Source organism: Streptosporangium sp. LJ11 (assembly GCF_051918945.1).
Classification (GTDB): Bacteria; Actinomycetota; Actinomycetes; order Streptosporangiales; family Streptosporangiaceae; genus Streptosporangium.
On record NZ_JBPXMB010000006.1, the window covers coordinates 118,484 to 136,615 of the forward strand.

21 protein-coding genes are annotated in these 18,132 nt (G+C 73.3%); 10 read left to right on the top strand and 11 right to left on the bottom strand.

Features of this window, described 5'->3' with window-relative positions:
• The first annotated feature begins 28 nt into the window (after nucleotides 1–28).
• Nucleotides 29–955, top strand: coding sequence for an FAD binding domain-containing protein (locus tag ACTOQ3_RS11195; RefSeq protein ID WP_440083284.1), 927 nt, complete (start codon nucleotides 29–31; stop codon nucleotides 953–955).
• 109 nt (nucleotides 956–1,064) lie between these two features.
• Here ACTOQ3_RS11195 and ACTOQ3_RS11200 read toward each other — a convergent pair whose 3' ends face one another.
• Both ACTOQ3_RS11200 and ACTOQ3_RS11205 read right to left on the bottom strand, forming a co-directional pair.
• On the bottom strand, nucleotides 1,065–1,736 hold the full coding sequence (locus ACTOQ3_RS11200) for a response regulator (RefSeq protein WP_440083285.1): 672 nt from the start codon (nucleotides 1,734–1,736) through the stop codon (nucleotides 1,065–1,067).
• Nucleotides 1,733–3,052, bottom strand: a complete 1,320-nt coding sequence (locus ACTOQ3_RS11205; protein WP_440083286.1) for a histidine kinase — start codon at nucleotides 3,050–3,052, stop codon at nucleotides 1,733–1,735. The genes ACTOQ3_RS11200 and ACTOQ3_RS11205 overlap by 4 nt, the downstream gene beginning before the upstream one ends.
• Nucleotides 3,053–3,220: 168 nt before the next feature.
• Between ACTOQ3_RS11205 and ACTOQ3_RS11210 the strand changes: the two genes are divergently transcribed.
• On the top strand, nucleotides 3,221–4,126 hold the full coding sequence (locus tag ACTOQ3_RS11210; RefSeq protein ID WP_440083287.1) for an ABC transporter ATP-binding protein: 906 nt from the start codon (nucleotides 3,221–3,223) through the stop codon (nucleotides 4,124–4,126).
• Nucleotides 4,123–4,971 (top strand): ABC transporter permease, encoded by an 849-nt coding sequence (locus ACTOQ3_RS11215; RefSeq protein ID WP_440083288.1) that lies wholly within the window; start codon nucleotides 4,123–4,125, stop codon nucleotides 4,969–4,971. The genes ACTOQ3_RS11210 and ACTOQ3_RS11215 overlap by 4 nt, the downstream gene beginning before the upstream one ends.
• 122 nt (nucleotides 4,972–5,093) lie before the next feature.
• Here ACTOQ3_RS11215 and ACTOQ3_RS11220 read toward each other — a convergent pair whose 3' ends face one another.
• Nucleotides 5,094–5,756, bottom strand: coding sequence for a class I SAM-dependent methyltransferase (locus tag ACTOQ3_RS11220; protein ID WP_440083289.1), 663 nt, complete (start codon nucleotides 5,754–5,756; stop codon nucleotides 5,094–5,096).
• Between the two features lie 305 nt (nucleotides 5,757–6,061).
• Between ACTOQ3_RS11220 and ACTOQ3_RS11225 the strand changes: the two genes are divergently transcribed.
• Complete coding sequence (locus ACTOQ3_RS11225; protein WP_440083290.1) at nucleotides 6,062–6,559, top strand: DUF4158 domain-containing protein; 498 nt, start codon at nucleotides 6,062–6,064, stop codon at nucleotides 6,557–6,559.
• Here ACTOQ3_RS11225 and ACTOQ3_RS11230 read toward each other — a convergent pair.
• From ACTOQ3_RS11230 to ACTOQ3_RS11250, 5 genes are all read right to left on the bottom strand, one after another.
• Nucleotides 6,549–7,019, bottom strand: a complete 471-nt coding sequence (locus tag ACTOQ3_RS11230; protein ID WP_440083291.1) for a DUF1801 domain-containing protein — start codon at nucleotides 7,017–7,019, stop codon at nucleotides 6,549–6,551. The genes ACTOQ3_RS11225 and ACTOQ3_RS11230 overlap by 11 nt on opposite strands.
• Nucleotides 7,016–7,702 (bottom strand): DUF998 domain-containing protein, encoded by a 687-nt coding sequence (locus tag ACTOQ3_RS11235; protein WP_440083292.1) that lies wholly within the window; start codon nucleotides 7,700–7,702, stop codon nucleotides 7,016–7,018. Before ACTOQ3_RS11235 ends, ACTOQ3_RS11230 begins: the two co-directional genes overlap by 4 nt.
• A gap of 59 nt (nucleotides 7,703–7,761) precedes the next feature.
• Nucleotides 7,762–8,571 carry an ArsR/SmtB family transcription factor gene (locus ACTOQ3_RS11240; protein ID WP_440083293.1) on the bottom strand — a complete coding sequence of 270 codons (810 nt, stop codon included), beginning with the start codon at nucleotides 8,569–8,571 and terminating at the stop codon, nucleotides 7,762–7,764.
• A gap of 496 nt (nucleotides 8,572–9,067) precedes the next feature.
• On the bottom strand, nucleotides 9,068–9,700 hold the full coding sequence (locus ACTOQ3_RS11245; RefSeq protein WP_440083294.1) for a response regulator: 633 nt from the start codon (nucleotides 9,698–9,700) through the stop codon (nucleotides 9,068–9,070).
• Nucleotides 9,697–10,836 carry a sensor histidine kinase gene (locus ACTOQ3_RS11250; RefSeq protein WP_440083295.1) on the bottom strand — a complete coding sequence of 380 codons (1,140 nt, stop codon included), beginning with the start codon at nucleotides 10,834–10,836 and terminating at the stop codon, nucleotides 9,697–9,699. Before ACTOQ3_RS11250 ends, ACTOQ3_RS11245 begins: the two co-directional genes overlap by 4 nt.
• Before the next feature lie 112 nt (nucleotides 10,837–10,948).
• On the opposite strand from ACTOQ3_RS11250, the gene lgt reads away from it, so the two are divergent.
• Nucleotides 10,949–11,779 (top strand): prolipoprotein diacylglyceryl transferase, encoded by an 831-nt coding sequence (gene lgt / locus ACTOQ3_RS11255; protein ID WP_440083296.1) that lies wholly within the window; start codon nucleotides 10,949–10,951, stop codon nucleotides 11,777–11,779.
• A 58-nt stretch (nucleotides 11,780–11,837) separates the two neighbouring features.
• On the opposite strand, the gene ACTOQ3_RS11260 is transcribed toward lgt, so the two are convergent.
• The 3 genes from ACTOQ3_RS11260 to ACTOQ3_RS11270 form a co-directional block, all read right to left on the bottom strand.
• A complete protein-coding gene (locus ACTOQ3_RS11260; protein WP_440083297.1) occupies nucleotides 11,838–12,470 on the bottom strand; it encodes a GNAT family N-acetyltransferase in 633 nt (210 codons plus the stop codon).
• A gap of 129 nt (nucleotides 12,471–12,599) precedes the next feature.
• Nucleotides 12,600–13,073, bottom strand: a complete 474-nt coding sequence (locus tag ACTOQ3_RS11265; RefSeq protein ID WP_440083298.1) for a low molecular weight protein-tyrosine-phosphatase — start codon at nucleotides 13,071–13,073, stop codon at nucleotides 12,600–12,602.
• A gap of 2 nt (nucleotides 13,074–13,075) precedes the next feature.
• Nucleotides 13,076–14,332, bottom strand: coding sequence for a cytochrome P450 (locus ACTOQ3_RS11270; RefSeq protein ID WP_440083299.1), 1,257 nt, complete (start codon nucleotides 14,330–14,332; stop codon nucleotides 13,076–13,078).
• A 247-nt stretch (nucleotides 14,333–14,579) separates the two neighbouring features.
• On the opposite strand from ACTOQ3_RS11270, the gene ACTOQ3_RS11275 reads away from it, so the two are divergent.
• The 5 genes from ACTOQ3_RS11275 (at nucleotide 14,580) to cobM (ending at nucleotide 18,118) form a co-directional block, all read left to right on the top strand.
• Nucleotides 14,580–14,978 carry a TIGR03618 family F420-dependent PPOX class oxidoreductase gene (locus ACTOQ3_RS11275; protein WP_440083300.1) on the top strand — a complete coding sequence of 133 codons (399 nt, stop codon included), beginning with the start codon at nucleotides 14,580–14,582 and terminating at the stop codon, nucleotides 14,976–14,978.
• Nucleotides 14,979–14,981: 3 nt separating this feature from the next.
• Nucleotides 14,982–15,530 (top strand): peptide deformylase, encoded by a 549-nt coding sequence (gene def, locus ACTOQ3_RS11280; RefSeq protein WP_440083301.1) that lies wholly within the window; start codon nucleotides 14,982–14,984, stop codon nucleotides 15,528–15,530.
• 179 nt (nucleotides 15,531–15,709) lie between these two features.
• Nucleotides 15,710–16,099: a pyridoxamine 5'-phosphate oxidase family protein gene (locus tag ACTOQ3_RS11285; protein WP_440083302.1), complete on the top strand. Its 390-nt coding sequence runs from the start codon at nucleotides 15,710–15,712 to the stop codon at nucleotides 16,097–16,099.
• Entirely contained in the window at nucleotides 16,092–17,378 is a 1,287-nt protein-coding gene (cbiE, locus tag ACTOQ3_RS11290; RefSeq protein ID WP_440083303.1) for a precorrin-6y C5,15-methyltransferase (decarboxylating) subunit CbiE, read from the top strand. Before ACTOQ3_RS11285 ends, cbiE begins: the two co-directional genes overlap by 8 nt.
• Nucleotides 17,375–18,118, top strand: coding sequence for a precorrin-4 C(11)-methyltransferase (gene cobM / locus ACTOQ3_RS11295; protein WP_440083304.1), 744 nt, complete (start codon nucleotides 17,375–17,377; stop codon nucleotides 18,116–18,118). Before cbiE ends, cobM begins: the two co-directional genes overlap by 4 nt.
• Nucleotides 18,119–18,132 lie beyond the last annotated feature (14 nt).

Consider the following 18,132-nt stretch of genomic DNA (forward strand, 5'->3'; position numbering starts at 1 on the left):
CGACGATCCCTGCACTGGAAGGTGTTCGATGACCGTACTCACCGACCTCGGCGAGGCCGTGCGGCGCGGCGGCGAGTTCCGCGCCGGAGGCACCGACCTGATGGGCCGCCGCGCGGCGGGGCCGCACGTGGACCTGCGCGGCCTGCCCGATCTGTCCGGCGTCACCCGGCGGCCGGACGGCTCCGCCGGGATCGGCGCGCTGACCACGGTCGCGCGGGTGGCCCGCGACGCGCGCCTGGCCGCCGACCACCCCTGCCTGGCGCTGACGGCGGCGGCCCTGGCCACCCCCCAGATCCGGGAGGTGGCCACCGTCGGGGGCAACCTGCTGCAGCGCAACCGCTGCGCGTACTTCCGCAACCCGGCCTTCTCCTGCCACCAGGACGGCGGCGACCACTGCCCGGCCCGCGCCGGGCTCGCCCCGAACGCCGCGATCCTCGACACCGGCCCGTGCGTCGCGCCGCACCCGTCGTCGCTGGCGGTGGCCCTGCTCGCCTGCGACGCCTCCGTCGAGGTGCACGGCAGGGACGCGTTCCCGATCGCCGAGCTGTACGGAGACGGTTCGGACCCGTCCCGCGACCACCTGCTGGCCGCGGGGGAGATCCTTCTCTCCGTCGTCCTGCCGCCGCCCGTGCCGGGGGAGCGGGCCGCCTACCACCGGGCGATCGGCAGGTCGGAGGCCGAGTGGCCGCTGGTGGAGGCGGTGGCGCGGCTCGTCGTCGACGACGGCGGGAGGATCACCTTCGCCCGGGTGGCCGCGGGGGGCGTCGCCCGCGTCCCCGTCCGCCTGCCCGAGGTCGAGGAGGCGCTCCTGGCGGGCGAGCCCCTGGACCGGGCGGCCGGGCTGGCCACCGCCCGGTGCGCCCCGGCGGCCCGCGGCTCCTACAAGCTCGCGCTGCTCGCCGGGACCGTCCTGGAGGTCCTGGAGCGCGCGACCGGCACCGGCGAACCCCGCTGACCGTACCGTCCCCCGCCGCGCGAGGACGGGTGCGGCGGGCGCCCGGCCGGTCCGGTGCCCGAAAGGACCCGTCACGGCGGAACCGCGGGGTGGGGGCGCGGGGTCCGGCCTAGCGGGGCGGGCCCGCCGCCGTGACCAGGCCCGTCTCGTAGGCGACGATGACGAGCTGGGCCCGGTCGCGCGCGCCGAGCTTGCCGAGCAGGCGGCCCACGTGCGTCTTCACGGTCGCCAGGCTCAGGGTCAGATGATCGGCGATCTCCGTGTTGGACAGTCCTCTGGCGACGAGCGCCAGCACGTCGAGCTCCCGCCCGGTGATCCCGTCGAGCTCGCGGGCCGTCGGGCGCGCCGGTTCGGGCCGCCGGGAGAACTCGGCGATGAGCCGGCGCGTCACCGTCGGCGCGAGCAGCGCCTCGCCGGAGGCGACCACCCGGATCGCGGCCAGCAGGTCGCCCGGCGGGGTGTCCTTGAGCAGGAAACCGCTGGCCCCGGCCCGCAGCGCCGCGTAGACGTACTCGTCCAGGTCGAACGTGGTGAGCATGAGCACCCGCACGCCCGGGACGCCCGCCGGGCCGCAGATGCGGCGGGTCGCCTCGATGCCGTCCATCTCCGGCATCCGCACGTCCATGAGCACCACGTCCGGCGACCCGCCGCGCGCCAGCTCCACCGCCTCGGCGCCCGTCCCGGCCTCGCCGACCGTCACCAGGTCGGGCGCGGTGTCCACCAGCACCCGGAAGCTCCCGCGCAGCAGCGCCTGGTCGTCGGCGACGAGCACCCGGATCACCGGGCCTCCTCCTGCGGCGCGCGCGTCCTGCCGGGTGACGCGGACGTCTCCCCGTGCGGCACGCGCGGCGGGTGAGTTCCCCGGGGTGGCGGGCACGTCCCCTCGCCCGGTGCGCGCGCCTCCCGGTGCGGCACGCGCGTCTCCTCGTACGGGATGCGGGCCGAGACCCCGAACCCGCCCTCCGGGCGGCGCCCGGCCGTGAAGCTCCCGCCGTAGACGGCCACCCGCTCGCGCATCCCGATCAGCCCGTGCCCCGGCCCGCCGGGCAGCACCCGCTCGCCGGGCCCGTCGTCGGCGACCTCGACCCGGACCTCGCCCCCGGACGCCTCGACCGAGACCCGGCACCGGGCGGGGGCGGCGTGCCTGACGACGTTGGTCAGCGCCTCCTGGACGATCCGGTAGACCGACAGCTCCACCCCCTCGGGCAGGCCGGTCGCCCGGACGTCCAGCTCGACGCGCACCCCGGCCATCGACGCCCGCTCCACGAGGCCGGCGAGACCCGCGAGGCCGGGGGAGGGGGCGAGGGCGGGCGGCGCGCAGAGATCGGCGTCGTGGTCGGCCTCGAGGCCGAAGCGGAGCACTCCCAGCAGCTGGCGCATCTCGGCCAGGGCGCTCCTGCTGGTGGTCTCGATGACGCGCAGCGCGTCCGTGGCCTCCTCGGGCCGCACGGCGGCGACGTGGTGGGCGACGCCCGCCTTGACCGCGATCAGGCTCATGCTGTGCGCCACCACGTCGTGCAGCTCGCGGGCGATCCGCAGCCGCTCCTCGGCCACCGCCCGGTCCGCGAGCTGCTCGGCCGCCCGCGCCGTGTACGCCCGCCGCTCACGTACGGCGCGGCCCGCGATCCAGGCGCCGCCCATGAACGCCACCCCCACCAGCAGCGGCCCGGTGACGCCGGGCGCCGGGGCGGAGGTGCCCACCGCCGACAGCAGCAGGACGGCCACCGCGCCGCAGGCGCCGATCGCGATCGTGGGCTCCCACCGGGGCCGGGGCCGGGTGAGCGCCACGAGGTAGATCGCGAAGGCCGCCGCCGCGAACCTGTCGTGCACCGTGCCGAGGACGACGAGGGACACCAGCGACATCGCGAGGACGGCGCAGAAGACGGTGAGCGGCCACAGCCGCCGTACCGCGAGCGGCAGGGTGATCCCGGCCAGGATCAGGAACCGCGCCCACGCGGGCGCCGCCGGGTCCGGGTGCCCGGCTCCGAACAGCAGCAGCGCGAGCGCGTACCCCGCCGCCCCCAGGGTGTCGAGGCGGACGAGCCGGGCGCGGCTCCAGTGCCGCGGGAAGAGCGAGTCGTCCATGGTGAGGTCCACGGTGAGACCGTATCCGCCAGGGTCGCGTCCCCGCCTCCTCCCACGGGACGTCATCCCCGGGACCGACCCTCCCGCGCCGCGGGCGCCGCCGTCGGACCAGGGGCCGACCGCGAAGTGCCCGCCCTGGCCCGACGCGCCCGGGGCCTGCCCCGCGAGAGCCTCGACGGCATGATCGAAGTCAGGGAGTTGACCAAACGCCACGGCGCGACCGTCGCGGTGGACGGCCTGTCGTTCCAGGTGGGGCCGGGCCTGGTCACCGGGTTCCTCGGCCCCAACGGCGCGGGGAAGTCGACCACGATGCGGGTGCTGCTCGGCCTGGACGCCCCCACCTCCGGGCAGGGGCTCGTCAACGGGCGCCGCTACGCGACGATGCGGCACCCCCTGCACGAGGTCGGCGCGCTGCTCGACGCGAACGCGGTGCACGGCGGGCGCAGCGCCTACGACCACCTGCGCTGCCTGGCGCGGAGCAACGGGATCGGGGCCTCGCGGGTGGCCGTCGTCCTGGAGCGGGTGGGCCTGGCGGGGGTGGCCCGCAGGCGGGCCGGTGACCTCTCGCTCGGCATGCGGCAGCGGCTGGGGATCGCGGCGGCCCTGCTGGGCGACCCGGGCGTGCTGATGTTCGACGAGCCGGTCAACGGGCTCGACCCGCAGGGCGTGCGGTGGATCCGCCACCTGATGCGCTCGCTGGCCGCCGAGGGACGCACCGTGCTGCTCTCCAGCCACCTGATGAGCGAGATGGAACTCACCGCCGACCGCCTCGTGATCATCGGGCGCGGCCGGCTGGTCGCCGAGACCACGGTCGGGGACCTGGCCGCCCGCCGCGACCGGGGTGTGCTGGTGCGCTCCCCGCGCGCCGCCGAGCTCACCGGCGTGCTGGAGGCCGCCGGCGCGACGGTCGGGACGGAACCGGGCGGGGGACTGGTCGTCAGGGGGCTGGACATCGCGCGGATCGGGGACCTGGCCGTGGCCGCCGGCCTCGCCGTGCACGAGGTCACCCCGCGCGGCGCCTCGCTGGAGGAGGCGTACATGGAGCTGACCGGCGACAGCGCCGAGTACCTGGCGGGCGGGCGATGACCGGCCTCCCGCGTCTCCCGCGGGGCGAGGTGACGGGGAGCCGGCTGGCGGCGGACGTGCTGGCCGCCGAGTGGCTGAAGCTGCGCACCGTCCGCTCCACCTGGTACGTGCTGGCCGCCGTCGCCGCCTCCGTCGTGCTCATGGTGGTGTTCACCCTCTACGTGGGCGGTCTGTGGGACGGCCTGCCTCCCGAACGGCGGGCCACCCTGCGCGCCGCGCGGCCCGAGCAGCTCCTGCTGCTGCCGGTGCAGATCTGCATGGCCGTGCTCGGGGTCCTCGCGTTCACCTCCGAGTACGCCACCGGCATGGCCCGCACCACCTTCACGGCGGTGCCGCAGCGCGCGGCGGTGCTGGCGGCCAGGGCGGCGGTCGTGGCCGCCGTCGCGTTCGCCGTGGGGCAGGGGAGCGGGCTGGTGACGTTCGCCGCCGGCCGGCTGATCATCGGTGACCGCCCGATCCCGGGCTTCGCGACGCCGCTGTGGGAGGAGTTCCCCGGGATGTTCGCCACCGGGCTGTCGGCGGTGGTGCTCGCCATGGTCGGGCTCGGCGCGGGCGCCGTGCTGCGCTCCACCGCCGGGGCGATCACCGGCGTCGTCGCGTACCTGTACGTCCTGCCGAGGTTCGCGACCGCGCTGCCCGACCCGTGGAACGCCAGGGTCGGCTCGGTGCTGCTGGAGGACCTGACCCGGCAGGCCGCGGGCGAGCCGCCCCTGGCGGTCGGGCTCGGCGACGCGCCCGCCGGGATCGGACTGTCCCCGGCGGCGGCGCTGGCGGTGATGGCCCTGTACGTCGTCGCGGCCCTCGGCGCGGCGGCCGTCGCGCTCACCCGCAGGGACGTCCGGTGACCGGCGACGCGTGGTGGTGGGCCCCGAGGGAGATCCCGGGTCTCTCGCGTACGGCGGACCGCTGCCGCCGGCGCCGCGGGTCGCGATGGGGGACACCGGCGCACCCGCTGGGGGCGGTCGGCTCAGTGCCGGTGGAACGCCCTTACCGCCAGCACCGATGGGACGGCGTGCTCGCGTGGCTCGAAGAGCCGATCGATGCTCAGTCCCGCGTCGACGAACGCGTTGACCAGGTCGGGCAGCGGCACGTGGCTCATTCCGACCCGGTCTCGGACCCCGCCTTCGCGCCACCACGGCGAGCGCTTGTGCCGGCCCCTGAGCCGGTAGGTGGGGTGAATGACCACCGCTCCGTCGGTACGGAGCTCGATGTGCGGACCGTTGAAACAGGGGTGTACCCCGTAGAACAGCAGCAGCCCGCCCGGAAGCAGCACCCGGGCCGCCTCCTTGATCAGCCCGGCGAAGTCGCCGATGTCGGTGGAGACCCAGAGGGCGGTGACGGTGCCAAAGGTGTCCGCGGCGAACGGGAGCGTCGTCGCGTCACCCTGGAGGAGCGGGGCGCCGTCCCTGCGGCGGGCGAGACGCAACTGGTCGGCCGAGTGGTCGAGGCCGACGACGGTCCGGCCGGTGGATCGGATGGCGTCGAGGTAGAGGCCGGTGCCGCAGCCGACGTCCAGGCACAGGCCTTCACCGGGGCCCAGGAGATCGGCTATGTGGGCGACGTTGGCGGCGGCGCCGGGCCCGATGTAGTCGTCGTACCACTCGGCCTGGCCGTCATATCGCGCGGTCATGATTCAATCAAACATCAGGACCGCGGTTCACTGACGACAATCCCGGGTGTCCACCGGCACCGTCTCCGCGCGCGACGACAGATGGCAGTGAGCGCCGCACCGTTCGAACTCACCTTGCGGCGGGCCGGACATCCGTGTCGCGCGCGGAGACGATGGCTTCGGCTCACTCGGGGTCCCGGTAGCAACGAAGAAATTTCCAACGAAGTGCGGCCTGACCTGCAGTAACGGTTGTGTTTGACGGGTTGGTGATCACTGCCGCTACGTTCGTTCCGGTTTCGTCCGGTACGGCAGGTAGAGGTGGTGCGTTGTCCGAGAGGATGTTCTCCGAGGAGCATCTGGAGCAGCTGCGTTCGTTCCCGGAGATCACGAGTGATGAGTTGATCCGGTACTTCACGCCGACGGCGGCTGATCTGGCGTTCGTGAGCCCCGGTGGGCGGGGCCCGGTCGATCGGCTGGGCATGCTGGTCCGGCTCTGTGCGTTGCCCTGGCTCGGGTTCGTACCCGACGATGTGGCCTCGGCCCCACCAGCGGCGGTGGCTCGCCTGTCCGAGCGGCTGGGGGTAGGCCCGAAGGCGCTGAAGCTGTACGGCAAGAGGGAGCAGACCCGCTCCGACCACCTGGGCCAGGTCGCCAAGTACCTGGAGTGGAAGACCGCCCCGGCCGGCAGCCAGGCGATGAAGGAGTTGGAGCAGTTCCTACTGGACCGGGCGATGGAGCACGACTCGCCGACGCTGCTGTTCAACCTGGCGCGCGAGTACCTGATGGCGGCCAAGGTGCTCCGGCCCGGTGCGCTCATCCTGTGACGATCGGTGATCCGGGCGGGCGTGGTGCCTGGCCGGCTCCAGGCCGGTTTCCCGGTCCCGGCCCCGCGACCGCGCTTGCCACTGGCTCCGGCGGCAGCTGGGGCCGGCCCTGTTGCCGGTCGAGTTCGGCGGCCTGGCGGATGTAGCCACCCAAGGCGTCGCGGTCGATGTCCTCCGGCTTTTTGATCTTGACGTGCCGGGTTGTCTTCCCGACGCCTTCGAGCAGCCCGTGGGCGTCGGCGAACTCGGCGCCGCGGTCGAAGGCGAACGTGATGTGGGTCTTGCCGGCGCTGATGACGGCCAGAATCTTCTTGCCCCGCCAGGCGGGCGAGCCGTACGCGATCACCTCCCGGGCCTCGGGCGCGTGCTGTCTCATCAGCTCGCGCAGGGCGGCCACGGTGGGCCGGTGGACGGGCGCGACCCGGGTGGCGACGTACTCGTCGATGGCCGACTCGCTCATGAGCTTCTCCTTTCGGCAACGGGGCGTGCGGTCATCGAGCTGAGGCACAGGGCGGAGGCCCAGGTCCAGATGACGGCGCCGCCGGCGAGCATCAGCCGGTAGTCCTGGGCGGGAAAGGCGGCGAACCCCAGGACGAGGTACGCGGCGGGGGCCAGGACGCTGTAGACCGTCCAGCCGCGTCGGCCCTCGCGCGCGAATCGGCGGGCGAACACCAGGCAGGCCACGCTCAGCGCGAGCCCCATCCCGACGGGGGCGATGTTGTGCAGCATGCCATGCCAGCTCGCCTGGACGGGGGCGCCGGCAGGGGTTCCCGGCGGGAAGGCGTAGGCCGGATCGGTGGGGAAGAGGCCGGCCCAGATCAGGCTGGTGCCGTACACGGCCAGCAGTCCGGTACCCCAGGCGCGGCCCAAGGTCCTGGGTTCGAGCACGCGGCGCAGGCCGATGACGGAGGCCAGGATCAGCAGCCCGCAGACCAGGAAGTTGGCGGTCTGGATCCAGCCGTGTTCGCCCAGGCTGAGCATGCTGAGGGGATGACGGCGGGCGTCGAATCCGTCGCGGGTCATCGCCTGGCCCACGATCAGCAGGACGAATAGCGGGCCGGCGAGCACGCCGCAGGCGAGAAGGGCACGGGCCGGGGCGGCCGTCCCGGCCATGCGCCGGGAGACGGAGGCGTCGGAAGACATGGGGTGAGCTCCTGTGAACGGCCGGGCCCGCGCCGTGCAGGCGCAGGCCCGGGGGTGGGTCAGTGATAGAGAGGCCGGCCGGTTTCCAGCAGGGTCTTCAGGTCGCTGAGGATCTGGTTCCAGCCGCCGCCGGCCTCGGGGATCTGGCCTGCGCCCTGGGCCGCGGTCTGCGGCGCGCCGGTGACGTCATGGGTGACGGTCAGCTTGCACACGCCCGTGCCGTCCTGCTCGATCTCGTATGTGAGGCGGGTGAAGTCCTCTCCCATGAACAGCGCCCGCCAGGTCTGCACCAGCTTGCGAGGCGGGTCGGCCTCGACGACCTCGCCGTCGATCACGACGTCGGGAGCGCCGTGCTGCTTCATGGCCTCGCTGGCCCTGGCGCGGAAGGCGCCGCCGGGACGCAGGTCGTAGTCGACGGGCGACTGGTAGCCGAACTTCACCGTCCACTCGGGCTTGGTGATGGCGTCCCAGATGGCCTGCGGGGTTGCCTTGATGTAGACCTGGTAGACCTGGATGACCGCACTGTCGGCGGTGTCGGTCACGGATGACATGGCTTGTCGCTCCAGTTCCTTCTTAAGGTCGGCGAGGGCGGCCGCCGAGCGCTCGGTGTACTTGTCGATCCACCGGTCGTGGATCAACCGGATCGGCACGGGGTTGAGGAAGTGCAGCTTCTCTCGGCCCGATCGGCGTGTGATCACCAGTCCGGCGTCCTCCAGCATCCGCAGATGCTTGGCGACGCCGAACCTGGTCATCTCCACCTCGGCTTCCATCGCGCCCAGCGTCCGCCCGTCGCGGGCGAACAGCAGGTCGAGCAGGAAGCGGCGGGTCGGATCGGCGAGCGCCTTAAAAACAAGGTCATCGTCGCTCACCCCGCCAAAATATGTGACCATTTAGTCACATGTCAACAGGCAGGGTGTGCGGTTCCTCGTGAGCTTTGGGTAAGACCTGCGAGACATCGCCGCCCGGCTCGTCATCACCAGCGGCGCGAAAAGGGGCCGTCACCCCTCGGCCGCGACGGTCATGCGCATGCTGCGCGACCACGACCAGCAGAGCGCGACCTGACGGGCCCGGCCCGTCAACGCATGGAGAACAGCCGAACGCGGGGACTACTGCAGGCGAATCGACTCGGCCGTGCGCGGTGGCAGTCGGGTTGCCCGCGCGCCTCATCTTCGTAATTGAATCGAGACCTCAATCTCACGGTCCTCCATTTGCGCAGGTCAGACGTTACCTCGTTGGAAATTTCTTCATTGCTACCGGGACCCCCACTCCCGATGATCCGGTGACTCGGAGCGATCTCGGCCGGAGGCGCCGGCCCGCATCCGCACGGATGCGCGGCCGGCTCACCGCTGAGCTCGGCCGAAGCGGCTAACCGCCCAGCCGGATGATGCCGCGGGAGGCGGCGACCGTCACCGCGGCGGTGCGGTCGTCCACGCCGAGCTTGGCGAAGATGTGCAGCAGGTGGGTCTTGACCGTGGCCTCGCTGATGCACAGGTGGGCGGCGATGGCCTTGTTGCTCATCCCCTGGGCGACCGCGCCGAGGACCTCGACCTCCCGGCCGCTGAGCGCATCGGGGGCATCGGCCCGCGCCCACGACAACACTCGGGTCGCGATCGCCGGCGACAGGGCGCTCTCCCCTCGCGCCGCCGCCCGGATCGCGTCGAACAGCTGCTCACGGCCGGTGTCCTTGAGCAGGTAGCCGGTGGCTCCCGCGTCGATGGCGCGTGAGATGTCGCCATCGGTGTCGTAGGTGGTCAAGACGATCACCTTGGCGCCCGGGTCGTGTTCGCGGATCCGGGCGATCGCCGTCGCGCCGTCGATCTCGGGCAGCTGCAGGTCCATCAGGGTGACGTCGGGCCGCAGGTCGCGCGCCAGCCGCACCGCGTCCGCGCCGGAGACCGCTTCGCCGACCACCTCCAGATCGTCCTGGGTGCCCAGCATCGCCCGGATGCCGTCGCGGACCACCGGGTGGTCGTCGGCGATCAGGACCCGGACGGTCATCGCGCCCCGCTCAGCGTCATCACTGGAAGGCTGGCCGCCACCGTGGCACCCGCACCCGGGGCACTTTCCACGAGCAGCGTGCCGCCGAGCTGCTCCATCCTCTCCCGCATGATCGAAAGGCCGTGCCCGAAGACGGCCCGTCCGGGATCGAAACCGTCGCCATCGTCGTGGACGTCGAGCACGACCAGGTCCTCCATGTACGACAGGGTCAGCGTGACCTGCTCGGCGCGGGCATGGCGGCGAACGTTGGCGACCGCCTCCTGCGCCACGCGCAGCAACTCCGCCTGAACCTGGGCCTCGAGCGGCCGGAGCTTGCCGGTGATCACGGTGTGCGCGTGGATGCCGGTCTCGTCCGACAGCCGGCCGGACAGCCACCGCAGGGCCTCCGGCAGGCCGCACTCGTCGAGTCGGCCGGGACGCAGCGCTCTCACCACCCGGCGGCTCTCGGCCAAATTCTCCCGTGCCGCCCGCAGCGCCTGGCTCAGGTGCTTGTTGTCCGGCAGGGTCGCCTGGGCCGCCTCCAGCAACATCGCCACGCTGGCGAACCCCTGGGTCAGGCTGTCGTGGATGTCGCGGGCCAGCCGCTGCCGCTCGGCCGCCACGCCCGCCTGCCGTTCGGCCGCCGCCCGCGCCTCCTGCGCGACCTGCAGCCGGTCGAGGAGCCGCTTGCGCTCGGCGCTCTGCCGGGACACCGCGCCGAAGTACCCGACCGCGGTGGCCGCGCTGATCGCGATCAGCGCGGCGATGACGATCTCGGTCCAGGTGATCGTCCCGGTCGCGTGGAAACGATGCCACAGCCAGCCCCCGGCACACGACACCACCGCGACCAGCCCGACCCGCACGGCGTCCATGCAGTACGGCACGAGCACGCTCAGCACGACCACCAGGAAGGAGGAATCGATGGCGAACAGCCCCAGCCAGAGCAACCCGCCGCCGAGCGTGTACGGCACGGGCACGCCGTCGGAGGGCGGCGTGCGCAGCACGAACCACACCGCGTACCAGGCGGCCAGCCCGGCCACCAGCACGACCGGGAGCACCTGGCCCGCCTCCTTCAGGGGGCCGGCCGAGGTCAGCACCAGCCATGAGGCGAAGAAGGCGTGCTGCCACCGGCGCTGCGACCGCTCCCAGGACTCCACACCGCCGACGATAATCAACCACCCGTCCGTTCGGCATCAACCAGTCGACTGATCACGTAATCGGTGTTCCGCTCGATGCGGGCGCCGCCGTACCGGGACCAGACTCGATGGCGTGACCGCCATCCCGAGCCCGACCCAAGCCGTCTGGCACCTCGGCCCGCTCCCGATCCGCGCCTACTCCTTGCTGATGCTGCTCGCCGTCCTCGTCGGCATCTGGGTGACCCGGCGCCGCTGGGTCGCCCGCGGCGGCGAGCCCGGCGCGGTCGGGGACATCGCCACCTGGGCCGTGCCGTTCGGCCTGGTCGGTGCCCGGCTCTACCACGTGGCCACCGACTGGCAGCAGTACTTCGGCCCCGGCGACGACCCGCTGCGCGCGTTCGCGATCTGGGAGGGCGGGATCAGCATCTGGGGCGCCGTCGCGGGCGGTGCGGTGGGCGCGTGGCTGGCCTGCCGCCGGAGCGGCGTCGCGCTGCGCGACTTCGCCGACGCCGTCGCGCCCGGGATCGCGCTCGGGCAGGCGATCGCCCGCTGGGGCAACTGGTTCAACCAGGAGCTGTACGGCAGGCCGACGACCCTGCCCTGGGCGCTGGAGATCGACCCCGCCCATCGGCCACCCGGTATGGAATCCATCGCCACCTACCATCCGACCTTCCTCTACGAGTCGCTGTGGAACCTGGGCGTGGCCGGGTTCGTCATCTGGGCCGAACGGCGGTTCCGGCTCGACCGTGGCCGGACGTTCGCGCTCTACGTCGCCGCCTACACCGCCGGTCGCGCCTGGATCGAGTGGCTCCGCATCGACCCCACCCACCACATCCTCGGTCTGCGCCTCAACGACTGGACCGCCCTGCTCGTCTTCACGGCTGCGGTCACCTACCTCACCGTCACGCGAAAGGTCGCTCCGGCGGATCGACCGGGTGGCGAGCTTCCCCATGGACACGCGTGACGGGACGAGGTCGATCGGCACGACAACGGCGACGCACCGTTTCCCGACGGGTAGGTGGTCAACGCAGACCGAAGTGCGGCAGGCATGGCTGCAGGCCGTGAATCTCCACCGGGACCGGACCGGTGAAGCCGTCCCGATCGAGGCGCAGGCGCTGCTGAACGGCCCGCTGACCGCGCACCTGGTGCACCGACAGGCCGTCCGGCCGGTAGCCGAGCTTGCCGGAGACGGCCAGCGAAGCCGGGTTGTCCAGGAAGGCGCCGGACACCGCCGTCTGTGCGCCGAGCCCGGCGAAGGCCAGGTGCAGCGCGGCGGCACGCATCTCGGTGCCGAGCCCGTCGCCCTGATGGGCGCGGCCCAGCCACGAGCCGGTGTGTACCTCACGGGTGACCGGGAAGTCGGAGGCGGACACGTCCTGAATGCCGACCACGCGTCCCCTGTGAACGACGGCGAAGTTGCAGCACCAGCGCTCCGGCCGCCACCGCGAGATGACGCCGAGATGAAACCGGATGATATCGCCGGGTAGTTCGTCTGCGGGAGCGTCGGTCCAAGGGACGCCGAACGGCATCAGATCGGGGGCGTGGACACCCTCCAGGGCACGGTCGGCCAGTTCGTCGAGATCGTCCAGCGAGGGGATCCGCAGTTCGAGCCGGGGAGTGATCAATCGCATGTTCAGCAGAGGCCAGTGGCGCATACCTCGGAGACCAGATTTTGATCTACATTGTAAAGGCGGTGGCGCGGATGAAATGTCATCGGGGGAAAACCGCCCCCTCATCGGTTGCGGCGGCACCGGCCGGGCACGGGGCGGGTCCGGCGGGAGATCTCACCTGAGGGTGGCCGCCAGGTGCTCGGCCAGGCCCTTGGAGGCGGCCTCGACCATCTCCAGCACCTCGGCGAAGCCCTCGCGCTCGCCGTAGTAGGGGTCGGGCACCTCGGCGCCCTCGGGCGCGGCGGGGTCGAAGGAGCGGAACAGGCGCACGTCCGCTCCGTCGGGGGCGAGGCGGCGCAGGGCGCCGAGGTTGTGGGCGTCCATGGCCAGCACCAGGTCGACCCGGTCGTACCAGTGGCGCAGGAACTGCCGGGCCCGGTGCTCCGAACCGTCGTAGCCGTGCTCGGAGAGCGTCTCGGCGGCCCGCGCGTCCATCGGGCCGCCCTGGTGCCAGCCGCCGGTGCCCGCGCTGTCGACCGTGACGAGGTCACCGAGACCGTGGTCGTCGAGGGTCTTCCTCAGCACGACCTCGGCCATGGGGGAGCGGCAGATGTTGCCCATGCACACCACGCATATGCGATAGCTCATGCCTACCAGGATGCCGCCTGCCTGGGGTGCGCCGGCCGGGTGAGGGGCGGGGCGGGGGTCTCGCCCCAGGCCCGGGGAAGCGGGCACGTCCCGGGACGCAGCAGGAGGCGCCGCACCACCTCGGGGACGATCGCGGCGCCCAGGTGCCGTCCCAGGCAGAGGTGCGGGCCGTGGCCGAAGTGCAGGCCGGTGTGGGAGGGCCGGTCGGCGCGGAAGGCGTCGGGCTCCGGCACGGCGTCCGCGTCGAACATCGCCGAGGCGACGCAGGCGAAGACCAGCGTGCCCGCCGGGACGAGCGTCGCGCGCGGGGTGCCCGCCGCCAGCATGTGGTCGGTCTCGCACAGGCGGAAGATCATCCGGTTGGGCGGGGCGAACCGCAGGGCCTCCCAGACGTGGGCGTCGAAGCGCGCCGGATCCGGCTCCGCCGCCGCGGCGACGGCCGCCCTCCGCGCGTCGTCCCGCGACAGGAGCTCCCCTACCGCTCCGGCCACGGCCTGCGCGGTGTTCTCCACCGACCCGACGAGCAGGCCGGCCATGTTGGCCAGCACGCGCCGGTCGCCGAAGGCGATCTCCTCCGGCGGCCGGCCGCGCAGCAGGCGGGTCAGCACGTCGTCGGGGACGGTCCCGCCGCAGTCGAGGCGGGCCCGCCGGTCGTCGATGAGGTCGTGGAGGCGGTCGCGGAGCCGGGCGCCGGCGTCCAGTGAGGCGGCGTGGACCGCGGGGTCGCCGTGCAGGTTCTTGAAGATGTCGCTCTGGGCCGCCCGCGACCACGAGGACATCTCGTCGAGCCCGATGCCCGCGAGCCCGAAGTATTCGCGGCAGACGCGCAGCTGGACGTGGCGGGCGAGCTCCGCGACCGCCTCGGCCCGCCCGCGAGGCCGGGCGCGCTCCAGTGCCTCGTCGGCGAAGGCGGCGGCCATGCGGCGGACCCGGGGCACGTCCTGGACGGGCAGCACGCTCTGCATGAGGCCTCGCTCCGCCCAGTGCAGCGGCGTGTCGTCCTGCGACAGCATGAAGCCGCCGCCCAGGAACGGGTCCACGCGCGGGGCATAGAGCCGGACGGTGAAGACGCGCTCGCGCGACAGCACCTCGACGACGTCGGGAAAACGGGTCACCAGGGTGAGCAGCGGCGTGTGCATGATCGGCCGCCGCTCCCGCAGCTCGGCGAAGAACTCTCGCCACTCGGTGCGGATCCAGGAGACCACCAGGGCGGGCCGCCGGTCCTCCGCCGCCGACTCGTACCGGTCGAGAAACGACATCGATCCCCTTAGGTCGTCACCGGAATGCCGGGTCAAGTGGTAACACGCAGAGTAATCAAGAGTCAACGCCGGGTAATAGACCGGAGTCGTGCGTGGCTCCGCCCCACTCCGGTCCGCCCTGGACCGGTCCGGATCGGACGCGCCCGGTTTCGCGAGCCTCCCGCGGTTTTCCGGGGGCGATGGAAGCGATCACGCGTGCGTGATGTTCGATGACTCCATAGGCATCGTCCATAACGTGGAGGTCCCCGTGGGAAAGCTCAGTGAAGACGCCAAGGAACTGCTCAGGCAGCCCATCCACGCCTGGGCGACCACCGTCAGGCCGGACGGCTCGTTGCACAGCACCGTCGTGTGGGTCGACGTCGACGGGGACGACGTCATCTTCAACACGGCCGTCGGCCGGGCCAAGGAACGCCACCTGCGCGAGGACCCGCGCGTGTCGGTGAGCGTCCTCGACCCCAAGGACGCCTACCGCCTGGTCAGCGTCTCGGGTACGGCCCGGCTGGAGCTGGAGGGCGCGGACGAGGTGATCGACCACCTGGCGAAGAAGTACATCGGGGCGGAGTCCTATCCCTTCCGGACCCCGGATGAGCGGCGCATCACCGTGAGGGTCACGCCCGACGACGTCATCTTCAACCCGGGAGGCTGAGCGGTGGAGGCGAGTGGAGAGGGCCGGCCCGCGCCCATCCGTCACGTCGGCGACCCGGTGCTGCACCGGTCCTGCGAGCCGGTCACCCGTTTCGACGAGAACCTGGCCACGCTGGTGCACGACATGTTCGCCGGCATGTACGCCGCCGACGGCGTGGGGCTCGCGGCCAACCAGATCGGGGTGCCCCTGCGCGTGTTCGTCTACGACTGCCCGGACGACACCGAGGAGTACCGCAAGGGCGTCGTGGTCAACCCGGTCCTGGTGCTGCCCGAGGCCGCCGAGCGCACCCTGGCGGACTACGACGAGGGGTGCCTTTCGGTGCCGGGACAGCGGGCGTCGCTCGCCAGGCCCGACCGGGCGGTCGTGCACGGCTTCGACGTCACCGGCGCGCCCCTGACGGTCGAGGGCACCGGGTTGCTGGCCCGGTGCCTGCAGCACGAGACGGACCACCTCGACGGCCGCCTCTACATCGACCGGCTCCCGGCGGAGCGGCGTGAGGAGGTCCTGCGGGCCTACGAGGAGGAGCGCGACCGGCCCGTCGTGGACGGCTGACCGGCACCGGCCGAGGGCGACGGGCCGGGCGGCGCCGCTCCGACCGGAGCGGCGCCGCCCGGCCTCGGTCCGGTCCGGCAGGGGCGACCGCGGGGCCTGACCGGCGGCCGGGTCCGGTGGCGGGCGCGGCCCGGGGCTACCATGTCGCCCGGCAAACGGTATCGGGGAAGGGTCGGCTGTTGAAGGATCTCGGGGAGGAACTCCGCGCGTTCTGGCGGGAGCGTCACCTGTGCACGATGACCACCGTGCGCGCCGACGGCACGCCGCACGTCATCCCGGTGGGGGTGACGCTGGACGCCGAGGCGGGGATCGCCAGGGTGATCACCTCGGGTGGCTCGCACAAGGTCCGCCACGTGCTCGCGGCGGGGGACGAGGGCGCGGCCGTCGCGGTCTGCCAGGTGGACGGGCGCCGCTGGTCGACCCTGGAGGGGCGCGCGGTGATCCGTACCGGCCCCGGGTCGGTCGCCGACGCCGAGCGCCGCTACGCCGAGCGCTACCGCGCGCCGCGGGAGAACCCCGCCCGCGTCGTGGTCGAGATCCGCATCACCCGGGTGCTGGGCAATGTCTGACCCCGCCGCCCCCGGCGTCGCCTCCGCCGTCGGCGCCTTCGATCCCGTCGTCACCGTCGTCGGGATCGGGGACGACGGCTGGGCCGGTCTCTCCGAGGCGGCGCGGCGCGAGCTGCGCGCCGCCGAGGTCCTGATGGGCGGCGCCCGGCAGCTGGGCCTCGTCCCGGAAACCGGCGCCGAACCCGGCGCCGAGCGTGTCGTCTGGCCCTCGCCGCTGCTGCCGGCCCTGCCCGCGCTGATCGCCTCCCACCGGGGACGCAGGGTGTGCGTGCTGGCCAGCGGCGACCCCATGTTCCACGGCATCGGCACGACCCTGGTGCGGCTGCTCGGCGCGGACCGGGTCCGGGTCCTGCCGCACCCGTCGTCGGTCTCGCTGGCCTGCGCCAGGCTCGGGTGGGCGGCCGACCGCGTCGAGGTGGTCAGCCTCGTGGCGCGCCCCGCCGAGGTGCTGCACCCGGTCGTCCACGACGGCCGCCGCGTGCTGGTCCTCAGCGCCGACGGCCGCACCCCGGCCCGGGTCGCCGGGCTGCTCGCCGCCCGAGGCTACGGCGCGAGCCCGATGACGGTCCTGGAACGGCTCGGCGGCGCAGGGGAGCGCGCGGTCTCCGGTACGGCCGCCACCTGGTCGCTGCCCGCCACCCACGACCTCAACGTCGTCGCCGTGGAGTGCCGCGCCGACGCCGGGACCGTTCCGCTGCCCCGGCTGCCCGGCCTGCCCGACGAGGCGTTCGAGCACGACGGCCAGCTCACCAAGAGCGAGGTGCGCGCGGTCACCCTGTCCCGGCTGGCGCCCGTCCCCGGGCAGCTGCTGTGGGACGTGGGCGCGGGGGCGGGCAGCATCGGCATCGAGTGGATGCGCGCGCACCCGGACAACCGGGCCGTCGCGGTGGAGTCCCACCCGGGCAGGGCGGCCGCGGTCGCCCGCAACGCCGCGGCGCTGGGCGTTCCCGGCCTCGGCGTGGTGACCGGCGCCGCGCCCGCCGCGCTCGCCGGGCTGGAGCCGCCCGACGCCGTCTTCGTCGGCGGCGGGGTGACCGTTCCCGGGATGGTGGAGACGTGCTGGGAGGCGCTGCGGCCGGGCGGCAGGCTGGTGGCCAACGCGGTGACCGTCGAGTCCGAGGCGGTCCTGGCCCACTGGCACGGCAGGCTCGGCGGCGGCATGGTCCGGCTCGCGGTCAGCAGGGCCGCCCCGGTCGGCGGGTTCACCGGCTGGCGGCCCATGATGCCCGTCACGATCTGGACCGCGGTCAAGCCGCCCGTCCCGGAGGAGAAACGATGACGGTACGTTTCGTCGGGGCCGGGCCGGGCGCCGCGGACCTCGTGACCGTGCGGGGCCAGCGGGCGATCGCGTCCGCGCCGGTGTGCCTGTACGCCGGGTCGCTGGTCCCGGCCGAGCTGCTGGAGTCGTGCCCGCCGGGCGCGCGGCTGGTCGACACCGCCAGGATGGCCCTGGAGGAGATCGTCACGGAGATGGTCGCCGCCCACGGGGCCGGGCACGACGTGGCCAGGCTGCACTCCGGCGACCCGTCGGTGTTCAGCGCGATGGCCGAGCAGATGCGCAGGCTGGACGCCGAGGGGGTGCCGTACGAGGTGATCCCGGGCGTGCCCGCCTTCGCCGCCGCCGCGGCGTCGCTGCGGCGCGAGCTCACCGTGCCGGGGGTGGGGCAGACGGTCGTGCTGACCCGCACCTCGGTGCGCGCCACCCCCATGCCCGAGGGCGAGGACCTCGGCACGCTCGGCCGCAGCCGGGCCACGATGGTCCTGCACCTGGCGGTGCAGCGTATCGAGGCCGTCGCGGCGGAGCTCGTCCCCAACTACGGCGCCGACTGCCCGGTGGCCGTGGTGGCGAGGGCCAGCCGCGACGACGAGGTGATCCTGCGCGGCACCCTGGCCGACATCGCCGGACAGGTCCGCGACGCGGGGATCCTCCGTACCGCGGTGATCGTCGTGGGCCGCGTGCTGACCGCCTCGGAGTTTCCCGACAGCCACCTGTACTCGGCCGCCCGCTGCCGTGACTGAGCAGCCCGTGTTCC